This is a genomic window from Roseovarius sp. CH_XMU1461 (genome assembly GCF_037027165.1).
Taxonomy (GTDB): Bacteria; Pseudomonadota; Alphaproteobacteria; order Rhodobacterales; family Rhodobacteraceae; genus Roseovarius; species Roseovarius nubinhibens.
Genome location: NZ_JAYMDV010000002.1, coordinates 40,310 through 54,163, shown reverse-complemented (window position 1 = coordinate 54,163; position 13,854 = coordinate 40,310). Strand labels below are relative to the sequence as shown.

Here is a 13,854-nt window from a genome sequence, read left to right as displayed (position 1 = left end):
TCGCCGCCCCTGGCGCAAGGCAGAATGCCCCGATCATTGCCATACTGACGAAATCGGCAGAAAAAAGCCGCGCCCCTTTCGGAGACGCGGCCCTTGGTTGTGCTGGCTGTCGCCCGACATCAGATCGGATCGGGGACGGTCGTGCCTTTGTTATAGGGGCCCACCGCCGTGTTCGGCGGCGCCACGCCGGAACAGACCGGCTTGCCATATTTGTCGAGACGCTGCGACAGATAGCCTTCGATGCCGTCGTCGATGATCCAGTGGTCACAGCCATTGGGATCGACCCAGATCCCGGCCTTGAGCTGGCTCAGGTGCTTGCTGTCAAAGCCGCGGTCAACGGTCTTGTTCTGCTTGTCGTCGCAGGCGCCAAGCGCGATTGCCGCGGTCAGGGCGAGCGTGATTTTGGTCAGTTTCATGATCTCGTCCCCTTAGCGGATGCAGATGATTTCAACGCGCCGGTTGGCCTGCATGCCCGCCGCCGTTGCGTTCGATGCCTTGGGCATCCGTTCGCCATAGCCCCGGACATCGGCGATACGCGCGCCGGTCTGGACCGCCACCCGCGCCACCGAATTGGCCCGGCGCAGCGACAGGTTCATGTTATAAGCATCCGAGGCCCGGCTGTCGGTGTGGCCCGTGATGATATAGGACACCGCATTGGCGTCGCGGAAAAACTGCTGCAGCCGCGCCCGGCCCGACGGGCTGATATTGGCGCTGTCGGTGGCAAAGAGCTGGTCGGAATTCATCACGCCACAGACATTGCCCCGGCGGCAGACCGGAATGCCCTGACGGTTGGTATGGGGCGACATATAGCCTTCCCAGCCATCGTCCATGACCCAATGCTCGCACCCGTCCGGATCAACCCAGATTGTCGGTGTATAGTCGTTCTTGCGGCTCTGCGCCTCAATCGGTGTACCTGCGACAAGCATCGTGACCCCAAGAGCCATGGCCGCAAAGCCACCAATGATGCGTCGCGCGGACGTAGAAAATCTCTCCGTCACAGCCTCTATCCTTCTATCTGTTCCCCCAAGGCGGCCACACAGATCAATGTTTCACACACCCAGTTTGCCGCCAGACTATATTATCTTGCGACCTTACCAGCTTTCCTTAACTTGTGAAGCCTAAAACGGGCAGGCCAAAGCGCATACAATCAAAGGATGCTACCCTCGCGCGTTTCAGCAACAATATGCTGCGTCCCGACCAATTGTTTCAGACCCGGGCACGTTAACCTTTGGCCGCGCCCCAGCGCCCGCGCCACACGCCCCGATGAGACCTCAGATCAATTCGCCTGCCAACGAGTTGGTCATGCTCTCGACGATCCGCACCCGGCGCAGATCGCCCACCGCAACCGGCGCATCTTTGACATGGACCGCATGCAGGTAATCCGACTTGCCGACCATCTGCCCCTCGAACCGCCCCGGCTTTTCGAACAAGACGCTCATCTCGCGCCCGACCATGCCGTCCTGGATTTCGCGCTGATGCCGGGTGATCAGATCCTGCAACCGTCCGAGCCGCTCGGTCTTGACCGCCTCTTCGACCTGCGCCCGCTCTGCCGCCGGGGTGCCGGGCCGGGTCGAATATTTGAACGAATAGGCATAGCCGTATTTCACCGCCTCCACGAGGTCGAGCGTCGCCTGAAAATCCTCTTCGGTCTCTTCCGGAAAGCCCACGATGAAATCGCCGGACAGCACGATATCGGGCCGCGCCGCGCGGATCTCCTCCATCAGCCGCAAATAGCTCTCGGCCGTATGGCTGCGGTTCATCCGCTTGAGGATCCGGTCCGACCCCGACTGCACCGGCAGATGCAGATAGGGCATCAGCTTGGCACAGCTCCCCAGCGCCTCGATGAGCGCCGCATCCATGTCGTTGGGATGGCTGGTGGTGAACCGGATGCGCTGCAACCCGTCGAGCTTGTCCAGCTCCCAGATCAGCCGCGCCAGCCCCCATTCCGCCCCATCCGGCCCCTCGCCGTGATAGGCGTTCACATTCTGCCCGAGCAGGGTGATCTCGCGCACCCCGCGCTCGATCAGATCGCGCGCCTCGTCGAGAACCGCCTTGACCGGGCGGCTATATTCCGCGCCCCGCGTATAGGGCACCACGCAGAAGGCACAGAACTTGTCACAGCCCTCCTGCACGCTGAGAAAGGCGCTCGGCCCCCGCTGCGCCTTGGGCCGCCCCTTGAGCCGGGCAAACTTGTCCTCTTCGGGAAAATCGGTGACCAGCGCCTTCTGGCCCTGCCGCGTCTTCTCTTCCATCTCCGGCAGCCGGTGATAGCTCGACGGGCCGACCACCAGATCGACCAGCGGCTGCCGCCGCATGATCTCTTCGCCCTCGGCCTGCGCGACACAGCCCGCCACGCCGATCTTGAGATCGGGCTTGGCCTCCTTGAGACCGCGCATCCGGCCCAGCTCGGAATAGACCTTTTCCGCCGCTTTCTCGCGGATATGGCAGGTGTTGAGCAGAATCATATCCGCCTCTTCCGGGCTCTGGGTCTCGACATAGCCCTGCCCGCCCAGCGCCTCCGCCATGCGCTCGCTGTCATAGACATTCATCTGACAGCCATAGGTCTTGATATAGAGTTTCTTGGCATCGGACATGCTGTCTCTCCCGGATCGCGCTTTGGGCGCTTGCTATATCAGATGCCGGAGCACTTGCAATGCAAGGGCATTTCCCCCAGTCTTTGACGAAAACGCCCGAGGCCCGATATGCAGTTCTCCCAGTTTGACGATTTCCTCACAAATGGCCGCGACCTGCTGGCGAAAGGGCCGATCGCGCTCGTTTTTCTCGAAGACGACACCGAGATCGACAGCACCCTGCGCCACCATCTCGACGCGGGCTTCAAATCGGTGCTGGTCTTCGCCCCCGATCCCTTCCCGCTCGCGCCCGACGTCGCCGAAGAGGTGCACCGCATCTCCTTCGACCGCACCCGTGGCGATGATTACGTGACCGCGATCAACAAGATCATCCCGCTGGCCGCCGGCCAATGGCTCTATTACTGCTTCAACGCCGAATATCTCTTCTACCCGTTCTGCGAGACCCGCAACGTGGCCGAGCTTCTGGCCTTCCATGCCGAAGAACGCCGCGACGCGATGCTGAGCTATGTGGTCGATCTCTATGCCGACGATCTCGACCGCTTCCCCAATGCCGTCTCGCTGGAAACCGCGCTTCTCGACCGCACCGGCTATTACGCGCTGGCCCGGCTCGATGCGGCCAATCACAACCACCCCAAGGACCGCCAGCTCGATTTCTACGGCGGGCTGCGCTGGCGCTACGAGGAACATATCCCCGCGCCCCGGCGCAAGATCGACCGCATCGCCCTCTTCCGCGCCAAGGACGGCCTCACCCTGCGCCCCGACCACACCTTCTCGGACGAGGAATACAACACCTACGCCTGCCCCTGGCACAACAACCTGACCTCGGCCATCGTCTCCTTCCGCACCGCCAAGGCGCTGAAACAGAACCCCGGCTCGACCTTCGACATCCAGACCTTCAAATGGCACAATTCGACGCCCTTCGAATGGCACTCGCGCCAACTTCTCGACCTCGGCCTCATGGAACCCGGCCAGTGGTTCTGAACTGACGCGCCCAACACCCCGCCCCCCGCTTCCCCCCCGCTTCTTCTGGCCAAAAAATATCCCGGGGGTCCGGGGGCTGGCCCCCGGCCAGGCCGCAATCCTTAACACCGCCGGTCGCACTCCGGCCCCAAACCCCCACAGTCGCAATACCGCCGTAATACCGACGCGTCACCGACCCGCCATTTTCACCCCCTCCGCCCCTGCGGCCCAAAAGCTTAACAACGAAAACCGGCCGCGGGATCGCCCCCACGGCCGGTCTCAAATGTCACAGTCTGAGCCGCTCAGAGGCTCAGAGATTGTCCGCCTGCGGCATGCCCAGCACATGGAACCCGCCATCGACCCGGATGATCTCGCCGGTGGTGCAGGCCCCCGCCTCAGAGGCGAGATAGACCGCAGTCCCCCCCACCGCCTCAAGCGTCGCATTGGCCCGCAAGGGCGCGTTCTGATCGCAATGCTTATAGGTCCGCCGCGCGCCGCCGATTGCCGCGCCCGCTAGGGTTTTCATCGGCCCGGGCGAGATCGCATTGACGCGGATGCCATCGGGGCCGAGGTCATTGGCGAGATAGCGCGTCGCGCTCTCCAGCGCCGCCTTGGCGACCCCCATCACATTGTAGTTCGGCACCACCCGGTTCGACCCTTGATAGGTGAGCGTGATCAGGCTGCCGCCCTTCTCCTTCATCAACGGATAGGCGCGCCGCGCCACGTCGATAAAGCTATAGGCCGAGATATCCATCGAATGTTTGAAATTGGCGCGGCTGGTGTTAAGGAACCGCCCCGTCAATTCGGATTTATCCGAGAAAGCAATGGCATGGACGACAAAGTCAATGCTGTCCCAGCGCGCTTGCAGCGCCTCGAACGCCGCATCGAGCGAGGCATCATCGGTCACATCCACATCGAGCAGCAGATCCGATCCGACGCTTTCCGCCAGCGGCTCGAGCCGCTTGCCAAAGGCTTCGCCCTGGTAGGAAAAGGCGAGCTCGGCGCCGGCCTCATGCATGGCCTTGGCGATGCCCCACGCGATGGAGCGGTCATTTGCCACCCCCATGATCAGGCCGCGTTGGCCCTTCATTGCACCCATAGCTTTACCCTACCCTTGAAACTTGCTCAGCAGCATCGAGCCATTCGTGCCGCCAAAGCCAAAACTGTTGGTCATCACCGTGTCGAGCCCGGCATTGTCGACCCGCGCCGTCGCGATCTCTTCCGGCTTCAAGGCCGGGTCGAGCGTGTCGACATTGATCGAGGGGATGATGAAATCATGCTCGAGCGCCAGCAGGCAATAGACCGCCTCCTGCGCGCCGGTCGCGCCCTGACTGTGGCCGGTCATCGACTTGGTCGAGGAAATCGGCGGTGTCGCCCCCTCGCCAAAGACCCGGCGCACCGCCTCCACTTCGCCCACGTCACCCACCGGGGTCGACGTGCCGTGTGCGTTGATATAGCTCACTTTTCTGCCCTCAGGCAGCCCATCGAGCGCCAGCCGCATGGCCCGCTCGCCGCCCTCGCCCGACGGCGCGACCATGTCGGCCCCGTCCGAGGTGGCGCCAAAGCCGGTGACCTCGGCATAGATCTTGGCCCCGCGCGCCCGCGCGTGATCGAGCTCTTCGAGCACCAGAATGCCGCCGCCGCCCGAGATCACGAACCCGTCGCGATCCACATCAAAGGCCCGGCTCGCACGTTCCGGCGTGTCGTTGAATTTCGACGACATCGCGCCCATCGCGTCAAACAGGCACGACAGCGTCCAGTCGAGCTCTTCGCCGCCGCCCGCGAACATCACATCCTGCTTGCCCATCATGATCTGCTCGGCGGCATTGCCGATGCAATGCAGGCTCGTCGAACAGGCCGAGGTGATCGAATAGTTGATCCCCTTGATCTTGAACGCCGTCGACAGGTTGGCCGAGATCGTCGAACACATGGTTTTCGGCACCGCAAAGGGCCCGATCCGCTTGGTCGATCCGGTTTTGAGCACGGTCTGATGCGCCGCCAACATGGCGCTGGTCGACGGCCCGCCCGACCCGGCGATGAGCCCGGTGCGCGGGTTGACGATATCGCTCTCCTCGAGCCCGGCATCGGCAATCGCCTGGCTCATCGCGATATGGGCATAGGCCGCCCCCGGCCCCATGAACCGCAGCGTGCGCTTGTCCACATGCTCCGACACATCCAGATTGACGGCCCCCGCCACATGGCTGCGGAACCCGTGTTCCTTCATGTCCTCATTGGCGGTGATCCCCGATCGACCCGCCTTGAGCGAGGCGAGTACCTCCTCGGCATTGTTGCCGATCGAGGATACGATCCCCAGCCCTGTCACGACCACGCGGCGCATGGCTGCCTCCTTTTTTCAGTGATGGTTTAGCTCTCGGAAAGAGCGACCTTCATATCCTTGACCTGATAGATCACCTCGCCATCGGCCTCGACCCGACCATCGGCCACCCCCATGGTGAGACGCCGGGTTTGCACGGCTTTGGTGAAATCCACGTAATAGGTGAGCATCTTGCGATCCGGCCGCACCATCCCGGTGAGCTTGACTTCGCCGACGCCGAGCGCATAGCCCCGCCCCTGCCAGCCGCGCCAGCCGAGGTTGAACCCGGTGAGCTGCCACAGCCCATCCAGGCCGAGACAGCCGGGCATGATCGGGTTGCCGGGGAAGTGGCAGTCAAAGAACCACAGGTCCGGGGTGATGTCGAATTCGGCAACCACATGACCCTTGCCATGGTCACCGCGGTCGGCGCTGATATCGGTGATCCGATCCATCATCAGCATCGGCGGTTCGGGAAGCTGTGCGTTGCCCGGGCCAAACAACTCGCCACGCGCACATTTCAGCAGATCGTCCTTATCGAAGCTGCTCGGGTAATCGGCCATGTAGGCATCCTTCTCATTTCTGGTGCCGGTCTTTAAGTCCCTCTAACATCGGCGGCAACGACCATGCAAGCGCGTCCGATTGACTGAGGTGCCGGATTTCCGTTTGAAATCCCCGGTAATCCCCCTTTATATTTAGCTCATCTGAAAGGATGCCAGCATATGACGCCGCAAGCGATCGAAAGAGGGACCGAATGGCTGACCCAAGCCGGGTTGCGCCCCACGCGTCAGCGCGTCGCCTTGGCGACCCTGCTGATCGGCGACGGTCAACACCGCCATGTCACCGCAGAGAGCCTGTTCGCCGCCGTGCGCGACACCGGCGACAGCGTGTCGCTGGCCACGGTCTACAACACGCTGCGCGCCTTTTGCGAGGTCGGGCTTCTCAACGAGGTGACGGTCGACGGCTCCAAGAGCTATTTCGACACCAACACCCATGACCACCCGCATTTCTTCTGGGAAGACGAAAACCGTCTCTCCGATGCCCCCGCGGATCAGCTCGAAATCACCCGCCTGCCCGACGCCCCCGAAGGCGCCGAGATTGCCAAGGTCGATGTGGTGATCCGCCTGCGCAAACGCAGCTAAGCCCGCCCCTATTCGCTCACCCCTATTTACCGGAGCCCAACCATGCGCGCCGTGACCTATTCCCGCTTTGGCCCTGCCAGCGATGTCCTCTCCCTCGCCGAAATCGACCGCCCCAGCCCCGCTGCGGGCGAGGTTCTGGTGCGTCTCGCCTTCTCTGGCGTGAACCCCTCCGATGCCAAGGCCCGCGCTGGCAGCCGTCCGGGCGTGACGCGGCCCGATCACCCGCTGATCGTGCCGCATTCCGACGGCGCCGGCGTGATCGAGGCGGTGGGCGACGGGGTTGATCCGTCCCGCGTCGGCCAAGAGGTCTGGCTCTGGAATGGCCAATGGCAACGCGCCCTTGGCACCGGGGCCGATTACATCGCCCTGCCCGCCGCTCAGGCCGTGCCCCTGCCCGAGGGCATCAGCCTCGAGACCGGCGCAACCCTCGGCATCCCCGGCCTCACCGCCGCCCATACGGTCTTTGCCAGCGGCGCGGTCAGCGGTCAGACGCTGCTCATCAGCGGCGGCGCAGGCTCGGTCGGCCATAACGCGGTGCAATTGGCGAAATGGGGCGGCGCCAAAGTCATCGCCACCGCCAGCGCCTCGGCCCATGACCGGGTGCGCGCCGCCGGGGCGGATCACGTCTTTGACTACCGCGACCCCGATCTGGCCGCCAAGATCCTCGCCGCCAGTGATGGCGCGGGCATCACCCGCACGGTCGAGGTGGAATTTGGCCAAAACGCCGCGCTTCTGGGCGAGGTCATGCGCCCCAATGGCACGATCTGCGCCTATGGCTCGGGCGGCGACATGACCCCTACGATGCCCTTCGGCCCCTATCTGTTCAAGGCGCTGACCCTCGACATTGCGCTGGTCTATATCCTCCCCGAGGCCCAGCGAGAGGCGGCCATCGCCCATCTCCATAAGGCCCTGACCGCAGGCGCGCTGCGCCCCGAGATCGACCGCATCCTACCGCCCGATGCCGCCGCCGAGGCGCATGAGGCGGTGATGACCCCGGGCCGCGCCGGCGCGGTGCTTCTCGACATGCGTTAAGGCACGCCGTTCCCTTCCCCCGCGCCTTTCCCTTCCCCCCGATCCGTGCCAGTCTCGCCCGCGACAAGACCGCGAAGAAGACCGCACAAAAGATCGAGGGGACAGCATGCCAATCACAACCTGCATTTTCGACGCCTATGGCACGCTTTTTGACGTGGCCGCCGCCGCCCGCATCGCGGCACAGGAACCGGGGCGCGAGGCCTTCGCCGCGCTGTGGCCACAGATTGCCCGCGACTGGCGGCTGAAACAGCTGCAATACACTTGGCTGCGCGCGGTGACCGGCGATCACACCGATTTCTGGGCGGTGACGCAGGACGGGCTCGACTGGGCGCTCGAGGCCGCCAAGCTCGACGGCGACGCCGATCTGCGCGAACGCCTCCTGCAACTCTACTGGGAGCTCGAGGCCTACCCCGAAGTGCCCGCCATGCTCGCCGCGCTGAAAGAGGCCGGGCTCAACACCGCGATCCTGTCGAACGGCTCGCCTGACATGCTCAATGGCGCGGTGAAATCCGCAGGCATCGGCGATCTGCTCGACGATGTGCTCTCGGTCGAAAGCGTCGGCATCTTCAAACCGGCCCATGTGGTCTATGATCTGGTGGGCCAGCGCTTTGACTGCGCCGATGACGAGGTGCTCTTTGTCTCGTCCAACGGCTGGGACGCGGGCAGCGCCGCAGGCTATGGGTTCACCACCGTCTGGGTCAACCGCGCGGGCGAACCGGTCGACCGGCTCCCAGCCCGTCCCGGCACCATCCTGTCGGACTTGACCCGCATCCCCGAACTGGCGGCGCGCTGATGCCGCGTTTCGCCGCCCGCGATGGCCTGATGCTGCATTACGAGGACGAGGGGGACGGCCTGCCGTTCCTCTGCCTCGCGGGGCTCACCCGAAATTCCGGTGATTTCGAGTTTCTGCTGCCGCATCTGGCGGGCTGCCGGGTCATTCGCATGGATTACCGAGGCCGAGGCCAATCGGACTATGCCGATCATTTCATGCGCTATTCCATCCCGCAAGAGGCCGAGGACGCCATCGCGCTTCTCGATCACCTCGCCATCGACCGCGCCGCGATCCTTGGCACCTCGCGCGGCGGGCTCATCGCCATGACGCTGGCGCTCACCCATCACGACCGGCTGGCGGGCGTTATCCTCAATGACATCGGCCCCGAGATCGACGGGCTGGGGCTTGGCCGGATCATGGACTATCTCGGCCGCAGACCGCAGTTCGACACGCTCGACGCGGCGGCTCAGGCGCTCAAAGCCGCGATGGAGCCGGGCTTTCCCGGCGTGCCGCTCTCGCGCTGGCGGCGTCAGGCTGAACTTATGTGGTATGAAGACCCCGAAGGCGGGCTTGGCCTGCGCTATGACGCGCGGCTCCGCGATGCGGTCATCGCCCAATCCGCGAGCGGCCCCAGCCCCGATCTCTGGCCTTTGTTCGAGGCCATCGGCCCGCTTCCCGTCACCGCCCTGCGCGGCGCCAATTCCGACCTGCTGAGCGCCGCCACGCTGGACGAAATGGCCCGACGCCTGCCCCATCTGCGCGCCGTCACCATCCCCGACCGCGCCCATGTGCCCTTTCTCGACGAACCCGCTTCCCTGACCGCCATCCAAGAGTTTCTGGAGACCTTTCAATGACGTCCATCGACATGATCCGCGCCGCTGCCACACGGATCAACGGCCACGCCCGCCGCACCCTGCTTCTTTCCTCGCCCTTCCTCGACGAGATCGCCGGCCGCCGCGTGCTGATCAAACCCGAATGCCTGCAACAGACCGGCAGCTTCAAATACCGCGGCGCCCGCTCGGCCATCTCGGCGCTCGACGACGCGACCCGCGCCAAGGGCGTCATCGCCTTCTCGAGCGGCAACCACGCCCAGGGCATCGCCCTCGCCGCCCGCGAAATGGGCGCCCCCGCCGTGATCATCATGCCCGAGGACGCCCCACGCCTCAAAATCGACAACACCCGCGCTTTCGGCGCCGAGGTGGTGCTCTATGACCGCGCCCGCGAAGACCGCGACGCCATCGGCGACCGCCTGTCCCGCGACCGCGGGCTGACCCTGATCAAACCCTTTGACGAGCCCCAGGTGATCGCCGGCCAAGGCACCACCGGGCTCGAGATCGCCGAAGACGCAAGCGCCCTTGGCATCACGGAGGCCGATGTGCTGGTCTGCTGCGGCGGTGGCGGGCTCACCTCCGGCATCGCGCTGGCGCTCGAGGCCGACGCCCCCGGCCTGCGCGCCCGCCCGGTGGAACCGCAGGGATTTGACGACGTGACCCGCTCGCTCAGCGCCGGTGAGATCCAGCGCAACAGCAGCATGGAGGGCGGGCTCTGCGACGCCATCCTGACGCCCCAGCCCGGCAATCTCACCTTCCCGATCATGCACCGTCTCTGCGGCCCCGGCCTGGTGGTGAGCGACGAGGACGCGCTGCGCGCCATGGCTCTCGCCTGGCAACGGCTCAAACTTGTGGCCGAACCGGGCGGCGCCGTGGCCCTCGCCGCCGCCCTCTTCCAAGGCGCCGAGACCCGGGGCGACACCATCATCGCCGTCATCTCGGGCGGCAATGTCGACCGCCCCGTCTTTGACCGCGCCCTCGCCACCCTGCCCCAGGACTGACCCCGGAGACCGCCATGACCCGCTTTACGATTGCCTCCTTCAACGTCAAGAACCTCATCGGACCGGACAAGGAATATTACGAGTTTCAGAGCTACACCCCCGAGGAATACGCCTGGAAAGAGGATTGGATGGCCGATCAGCTGGTCACCATGGATGCCGATATCCTGGGCTTTCAGGAAATCTTCGAAGAAGAGGCCCTGCGCGCCGTCCTGCGCGAGGCCGACGCCCGCGCCGAGATGCTCAACGAGGCGGTCATCCCCGACCGGACCAAGAGCTATCGGCGCAAGGTGATCTTTCGCAAGCTGCGGGTCGATCCCTATACCGGGGCCGAGCTGGCCTTTGCCGCCAACAGCGCCGATGACGGCGTCGCGGGCAAACGCCGCCCCGGTCTCGCCATCCTGTCGCGCTTTGGCTTTGCCGGCACGCCCGAGGTGATCCAGGATCTCGCCACCCCGATTGAGATCCCCTTTCAGGCGCTGCGCGGACTCGAAGGCGACACCGACGCCGGCTTCTACCGCATCCGCCGGCTGAGCCGCCCGATCCTCAAGGCCCGCATCCCGGTGGGCGACCGCACCATCACCGTCTTCAACTGCCACCTCAAATCGAAACTGGGCGAATATCTCACCCCCGAAGGCGCGGATTACGCCCCCGAAGAGGACCTCACGAATTACGACCCCGTCGGGCGCGCCTTGGGCAGCCTCCGCGCCGCCCTGCGCCGCATGGCCGAGGCCTGGGTGCTGCGGGCCGAAATCGTGCGCGAGATCGAGGCCGGCCACCCGGTCATGGTGCTCGGCGATTTCAACGATGGCGAAAACGCCGTCTCCACCGAAATCATCACCGGCGAGGCGCCGTTTCGCAACTATGCCTGGATGCTGCGCCACGACGCCAAGGACCGCAACGACCGCTACAGCGAGGAAGAGCACCGCCAGATTTCCGAGGATGTGCAGCGCCTGCGCCTGCGCTCGGCGGAAAAGCTCTTCGTGCGCAAATCCCTGCGCGACATGGTCTATACCACGGCCTTTGGCGGGGTCTATGAGAGCATCGATCAGATCTTCCTGTCGCGCCATTTCGACCCGGATCACGAGGGTCGCATCGGCGAAATGACCTATTACAGCGTCTTCAACGACCACATCACCGATGGCAGCCACCCCGAGGCCCCGTATAATAAACTCGCCTCCGACCATGGGCAGATCATGGCCCATATCACCCTGCGCAAATGACGGGGGCGCAAGACATCGCGCTGGCCCATGACCTGATGGGACCAGAAGACGCGCCCGCCGTGGTGCTTTTGGGCACGCTCGGCACCGATGCCGCGCTCTGGCAGCCGCTCTTGCCGCATCTGCCCGGCACCCTGCGCTATCTGAGCGTCGATCTGCGCGGCCACGGCGCCTCGCCCTGCCCGCCCGGCCCCTACCGGATGGGGGCGCTGGTGGGCGATGTGGAACGACTGCTCGACGGGCTCGGCCTGCGCGACACGCTTCTTGTCGGCTGTGGCTTGGGCGGCATGATCGCCCAGGGGCTCGCGGTCAAACGGCTCGATCTGGTGCGCGGGTTGGTGCTGATCAATTCCGCCGCGCGGCTTGGCCAGGCCGCCCCGTGGCAGGACCGCGCGAGCCGCATCCGCACCGCTGGCATGGGTGCCTTTGCCGAGGAGATGCTGCCGCTCTGGCAGGCCCGCAACCCTGAGGCCCAGACCGCTGACCCCGCCGCCCTGCTCGCCCGGCAATCGCCCGAGGGCGTCGCCGCCACCTGCGAGGCCATCGCCGGCAGTGATTTCTACACCCCCACCAGCGGGCTGCGCCTCGCCTGTCTCGGGCTGGCCGGGATCGACGACCGGTTCTGCCCGCCGGACCTCACCCGGGAAACCGTGGGGCTCATCCCCGGCGCAAAATTCGAGATCCTCCGCCGCGCCGGTCACCTGCCGATGCTCGACGCGCCCGAGACCCTCGGCGCGCGGCTGGCTGCCTTTTTTGACGGCATCGGCCACCCTGCCCCCACGTCCCAGCACAGACATTGAAATTCGCCCTTGAATGCCCCCCGCGAATAAGCGCAGGCTGACCGAAAACAGGGGGGTGCCATGCCCGAGATCCAAGCCGCCGTTTGCCACGCCTTTGGCGAAGAGCTTCGTATCGAAACCGTGCATCTGCGCGGCCCCGCCGCGGGCGAGGTCATGGTCGATCTCGACGCCGTCGCCATTTGCCATTCCGACATTTCCTATGCCGACGGCATCTGGGGCGGCTCGCTGCCGGCGGTCTATGGCCATGAGGCGGCAGGCCGCATCACGGCGGTGGGCGATCATGTCACCGGGCTGGCCCCCGGCGATCCGGTCGTGGTCACGCTGATCCGCGCCTGCGGCCAATGCGGCACCTGCGCCACCGGCACGCCCACCCAATGCGAAACCCCCTATGATGGCGACGCCGGCCCGCTGAGCATGCCCGACGGCAGCAAGCTGCATCAGGCCATGGCCTGCGGGGCCTTTGCCGAAAAGGTCACCGTGCATCACAGCCAGGTGGTGAAACTGCCCGAAAGCGTGCCGATGGACAGCGCCGCGCTCATCGCCTGTGGCGTGATCACCGGCATCGGCGCGGTGGTCAACGCGGCCCATCTGCGCCCCGGTCAGGACGCGGTGGTGATCGGCGCGGGCGGCGTCGGGCTCAACGCGATCCAAGGCGCCCGCATCGCCGGGGCCCGCCGCGTCGTGGCGGTCGATCTCAACGCCGACAAGCTCGAGGTCGCGCGCGAGTTTGGCGCGACCGACACCGTGCTCGCCAGCGACCCGAAACCCTGGCGCGCCGCCAAAACGGCGCTGGGCCGGGGGGCGGATGCGGTGCTCGTGACCGTGGGGGCGATCCCCGCCTATGATAGCGCGCCGCGCTATCTCGCGCCGGGCGGCAAGATCGTGATGGTCGGCATGCCCGCCTCGGGCGCGGTGTCGAGCTATGAGCCGGTGAATTTCGCCGCCGTCGGCCAGTCGATGATCGGCTCCAAGATGGGCGATGTGGTGATCCGCCGCGACATCCCGTGGATGATCGACCTCTATGGTCAGGGACGGCTCAAGCTCGACGAGCTGATTTCGCGCCGTTGGCGGCTCGACGAGATCAACGAGGCCATCGCCGACACCCGCTCGGGCAGTGCCAAGCGCAATGTCATCATGCTGAAATAGCCACAGTCGCTTTGCCGTCGCGATACCGACGCAATACCGACCCATGAATCAC

The 13,854-nt window shown here is 65.1% G+C and carries 15 protein-coding genes; 9 read left to right on the top strand and 6 right to left on the bottom strand.

The annotated features are described in order from the left end of the window. Positions 1 to 119: 119 nt before the first annotated feature. From WA237_RS05675 to miaB, 3 genes are all read right to left on the bottom strand, one after another. On the bottom strand, positions 120 to 416 hold the full coding sequence (locus WA237_RS05675) for a hypothetical protein (protein ID WP_336096982.1): 297 nt from the start codon (positions 414 to 416) through the stop codon (positions 120 to 122). A 12-nt stretch (positions 417 to 428) separates the two neighbouring features. Next, positions 429 to 926, bottom strand: a complete 498-nt coding sequence (locus WA237_RS05670; protein WP_246557921.1) for an OmpA family protein — start codon at positions 924 to 926, stop codon at positions 429 to 431. Positions 927 to 1,271: 345 nt separating this feature from the next. Next, the gene (miaB, locus tag WA237_RS05665; RefSeq protein WP_336096981.1) at positions 1,272 to 2,594 is read right to left on the bottom strand and encodes a tRNA (N6-isopentenyl adenosine(37)-C2)-methylthiotransferase MiaB; all 1,323 of its coding nucleotides are present in this window, start codon (positions 2,592 to 2,594) and stop codon (positions 1,272 to 1,274) included. A gap of 108 nt (positions 2,595 to 2,702) precedes the next feature. Between miaB and WA237_RS05660 the strand changes: the two genes are divergently transcribed. Next, positions 2,703 to 3,572, top strand: coding sequence for a glycosyltransferase family 2 protein (locus tag WA237_RS05660; RefSeq protein WP_336096980.1), 870 nt, complete (start codon positions 2,703 to 2,705; stop codon positions 3,570 to 3,572). Positions 3,573 to 3,861: 289 nt separating this feature from the next. Here WA237_RS05660 and WA237_RS05655 read toward each other — a convergent pair whose 3' ends face one another. Genes WA237_RS05655 through fabA form a run of 3 tightly spaced genes read right to left on the bottom strand, consistent with a single transcriptional unit; the run spans position 3,862 to position 6,425 of the window. Then, positions 3,862 to 4,641, bottom strand: coding sequence for an enoyl-ACP reductase FabI (locus WA237_RS05655; RefSeq protein ID WP_009812184.1), 780 nt, complete (start codon positions 4,639 to 4,641; stop codon positions 3,862 to 3,864). An 18-nt stretch (positions 4,642 to 4,659) separates the two neighbouring features. Further along, positions 4,660 to 5,889, bottom strand: coding sequence for a beta-ketoacyl-ACP synthase I (fabB, locus tag WA237_RS05650; RefSeq protein ID WP_336096979.1), 1,230 nt, complete (start codon positions 5,887 to 5,889; stop codon positions 4,660 to 4,662). Positions 5,890 to 5,915: 26 nt separating this feature from the next. After that, positions 5,916 to 6,425, bottom strand: a complete 510-nt coding sequence (gene fabA / locus WA237_RS05645) for a bifunctional 3-hydroxydecanoyl-ACP dehydratase/trans-2-decenoyl-ACP isomerase (RefSeq protein ID WP_009812186.1) — start codon at positions 6,423 to 6,425, stop codon at positions 5,916 to 5,918. Positions 6,426 to 6,584: 159 nt separating this feature from the next. Between fabA and irrA the strand changes: the two genes are divergently transcribed. The 8 genes from irrA (at position 6,585) to WA237_RS05605 (ending at position 13,802) form a co-directional block, all read left to right on the top strand. Next, a complete protein-coding gene (irrA, locus tag WA237_RS05640) occupies positions 6,585 to 7,004 on the top strand; it encodes an iron response transcriptional regulator IrrA (protein ID WP_009812187.1) in 420 nt (139 codons plus the stop codon). 42 nt (positions 7,005 to 7,046) lie between these two features. Next, on the top strand, positions 7,047 to 8,036 hold the full coding sequence (locus WA237_RS05635) for an NADPH:quinone reductase (protein WP_336096978.1): 990 nt from the start codon (positions 7,047 to 7,049) through the stop codon (positions 8,034 to 8,036). Between the two features lie 106 nt (positions 8,037 to 8,142). Then, positions 8,143 to 8,829, top strand: a complete 687-nt coding sequence (locus WA237_RS05630) for a haloacid dehalogenase type II (RefSeq protein WP_009812189.1) — start codon at positions 8,143 to 8,145, stop codon at positions 8,827 to 8,829. Continuing rightward, positions 8,829 to 9,662: an alpha/beta fold hydrolase gene (locus WA237_RS05625; RefSeq protein ID WP_336096977.1), complete on the top strand. Its 834-nt coding sequence runs from the start codon at positions 8,829 to 8,831 to the stop codon at positions 9,660 to 9,662. The genes WA237_RS05630 and WA237_RS05625 overlap by 1 nt, the downstream gene beginning before the upstream one ends. Continuing rightward, entirely contained in the window at positions 9,659 to 10,639 is a 981-nt protein-coding gene (locus WA237_RS05620; RefSeq protein ID WP_336096976.1) for a threonine ammonia-lyase, read from the top strand. Before WA237_RS05625 ends, WA237_RS05620 begins: the two co-directional genes overlap by 4 nt. Before the next feature lie 14 nt (positions 10,640 to 10,653). Continuing rightward, positions 10,654 to 11,859 (top strand): endonuclease/exonuclease/phosphatase family protein, encoded by a 1,206-nt coding sequence (locus WA237_RS05615; protein ID WP_336096975.1) that lies wholly within the window; start codon positions 10,654 to 10,656, stop codon positions 11,857 to 11,859. Next, positions 11,856 to 12,656 carry an alpha/beta fold hydrolase gene (locus WA237_RS05610; RefSeq protein WP_336096974.1) on the top strand — a complete coding sequence of 267 codons (801 nt, stop codon included), beginning with the start codon at positions 11,856 to 11,858 and terminating at the stop codon, positions 12,654 to 12,656. The genes WA237_RS05615 and WA237_RS05610 overlap by 4 nt, the downstream gene beginning before the upstream one ends. 60 nt (positions 12,657 to 12,716) lie before the next feature. After that, positions 12,717 to 13,802, top strand: a complete 1,086-nt coding sequence (locus tag WA237_RS05605) for a Zn-dependent alcohol dehydrogenase (RefSeq protein ID WP_009812194.1) — start codon at positions 12,717 to 12,719, stop codon at positions 13,800 to 13,802. The last annotated feature ends 52 nt before the right edge of the window (positions 13,803 to 13,854 follow it).

Bases quoted from the DNA above. Each gene is read 5' to 3' on its own strand.
- WA237_RS05675 (WP_336096982.1), bottom strand. From the start codon at position 416: ATGAAACTGACCAAAATCACGCTCGCCCTGACCGCGGCAATCGCGCTT.
- WA237_RS05670 (WP_246557921.1), bottom strand. From the start codon at position 926: ATGCTTGTCGCAGGTACACCGATTGAGGCGCAGAGCCGCAAGAACGAC.
- miaB (WP_336096981.1), bottom strand. From the start codon at position 2,594: ATGTCCGATGCCAAGAAACTCTATATCAAGACCTATGGCTGTCAGATG.
- WA237_RS05660 (WP_336096980.1), top strand. From the start codon at position 2,703: ATGCAGTTCTCCCAGTTTGACGATTTCCTCACAAATGGCCGCGACCTG.
- WA237_RS05655 (WP_009812184.1), bottom strand. From the start codon at position 4,641: ATGAAGGGCCAACGCGGCCTGATCATGGGGGTGGCAAATGACCGCTCC.
- fabB (WP_336096979.1), bottom strand. From the start codon at position 5,889: ATGCGCCGCGTGGTCGTGACAGGGCTGGGGATCGTATCCTCGATCGGC.
- fabA (WP_009812186.1), bottom strand. From the start codon at position 6,425: ATGGCCGATTACCCGAGCAGCTTCGATAAGGACGATCTGCTGAAATGT.
- irrA (WP_009812187.1), top strand. From the start codon at position 6,585: ATGACGCCGCAAGCGATCGAAAGAGGGACCGAATGGCTGACCCAAGCC.
- WA237_RS05635 (WP_336096978.1), top strand. From the start codon at position 7,047: ATGCGCGCCGTGACCTATTCCCGCTTTGGCCCTGCCAGCGATGTCCTC.
- WA237_RS05630 (WP_009812189.1), top strand. From the start codon at position 8,143: ATGCCAATCACAACCTGCATTTTCGACGCCTATGGCACGCTTTTTGAC.
- WA237_RS05625 (WP_336096977.1), top strand. From the start codon at position 8,829: ATGCCGCGTTTCGCCGCCCGCGATGGCCTGATGCTGCATTACGAGGAC.
- WA237_RS05620 (WP_336096976.1), top strand. From the start codon at position 9,659: ATGACGTCCATCGACATGATCCGCGCCGCTGCCACACGGATCAACGGC.
- WA237_RS05615 (WP_336096975.1), top strand. From the start codon at position 10,654: ATGACCCGCTTTACGATTGCCTCCTTCAACGTCAAGAACCTCATCGGA.
- WA237_RS05610 (WP_336096974.1), top strand. From the start codon at position 11,856: ATGACGGGGGCGCAAGACATCGCGCTGGCCCATGACCTGATGGGACCA.
- WA237_RS05605 (WP_009812194.1), top strand. From the start codon at position 12,717: ATGCCCGAGATCCAAGCCGCCGTTTGCCACGCCTTTGGCGAAGAGCTT.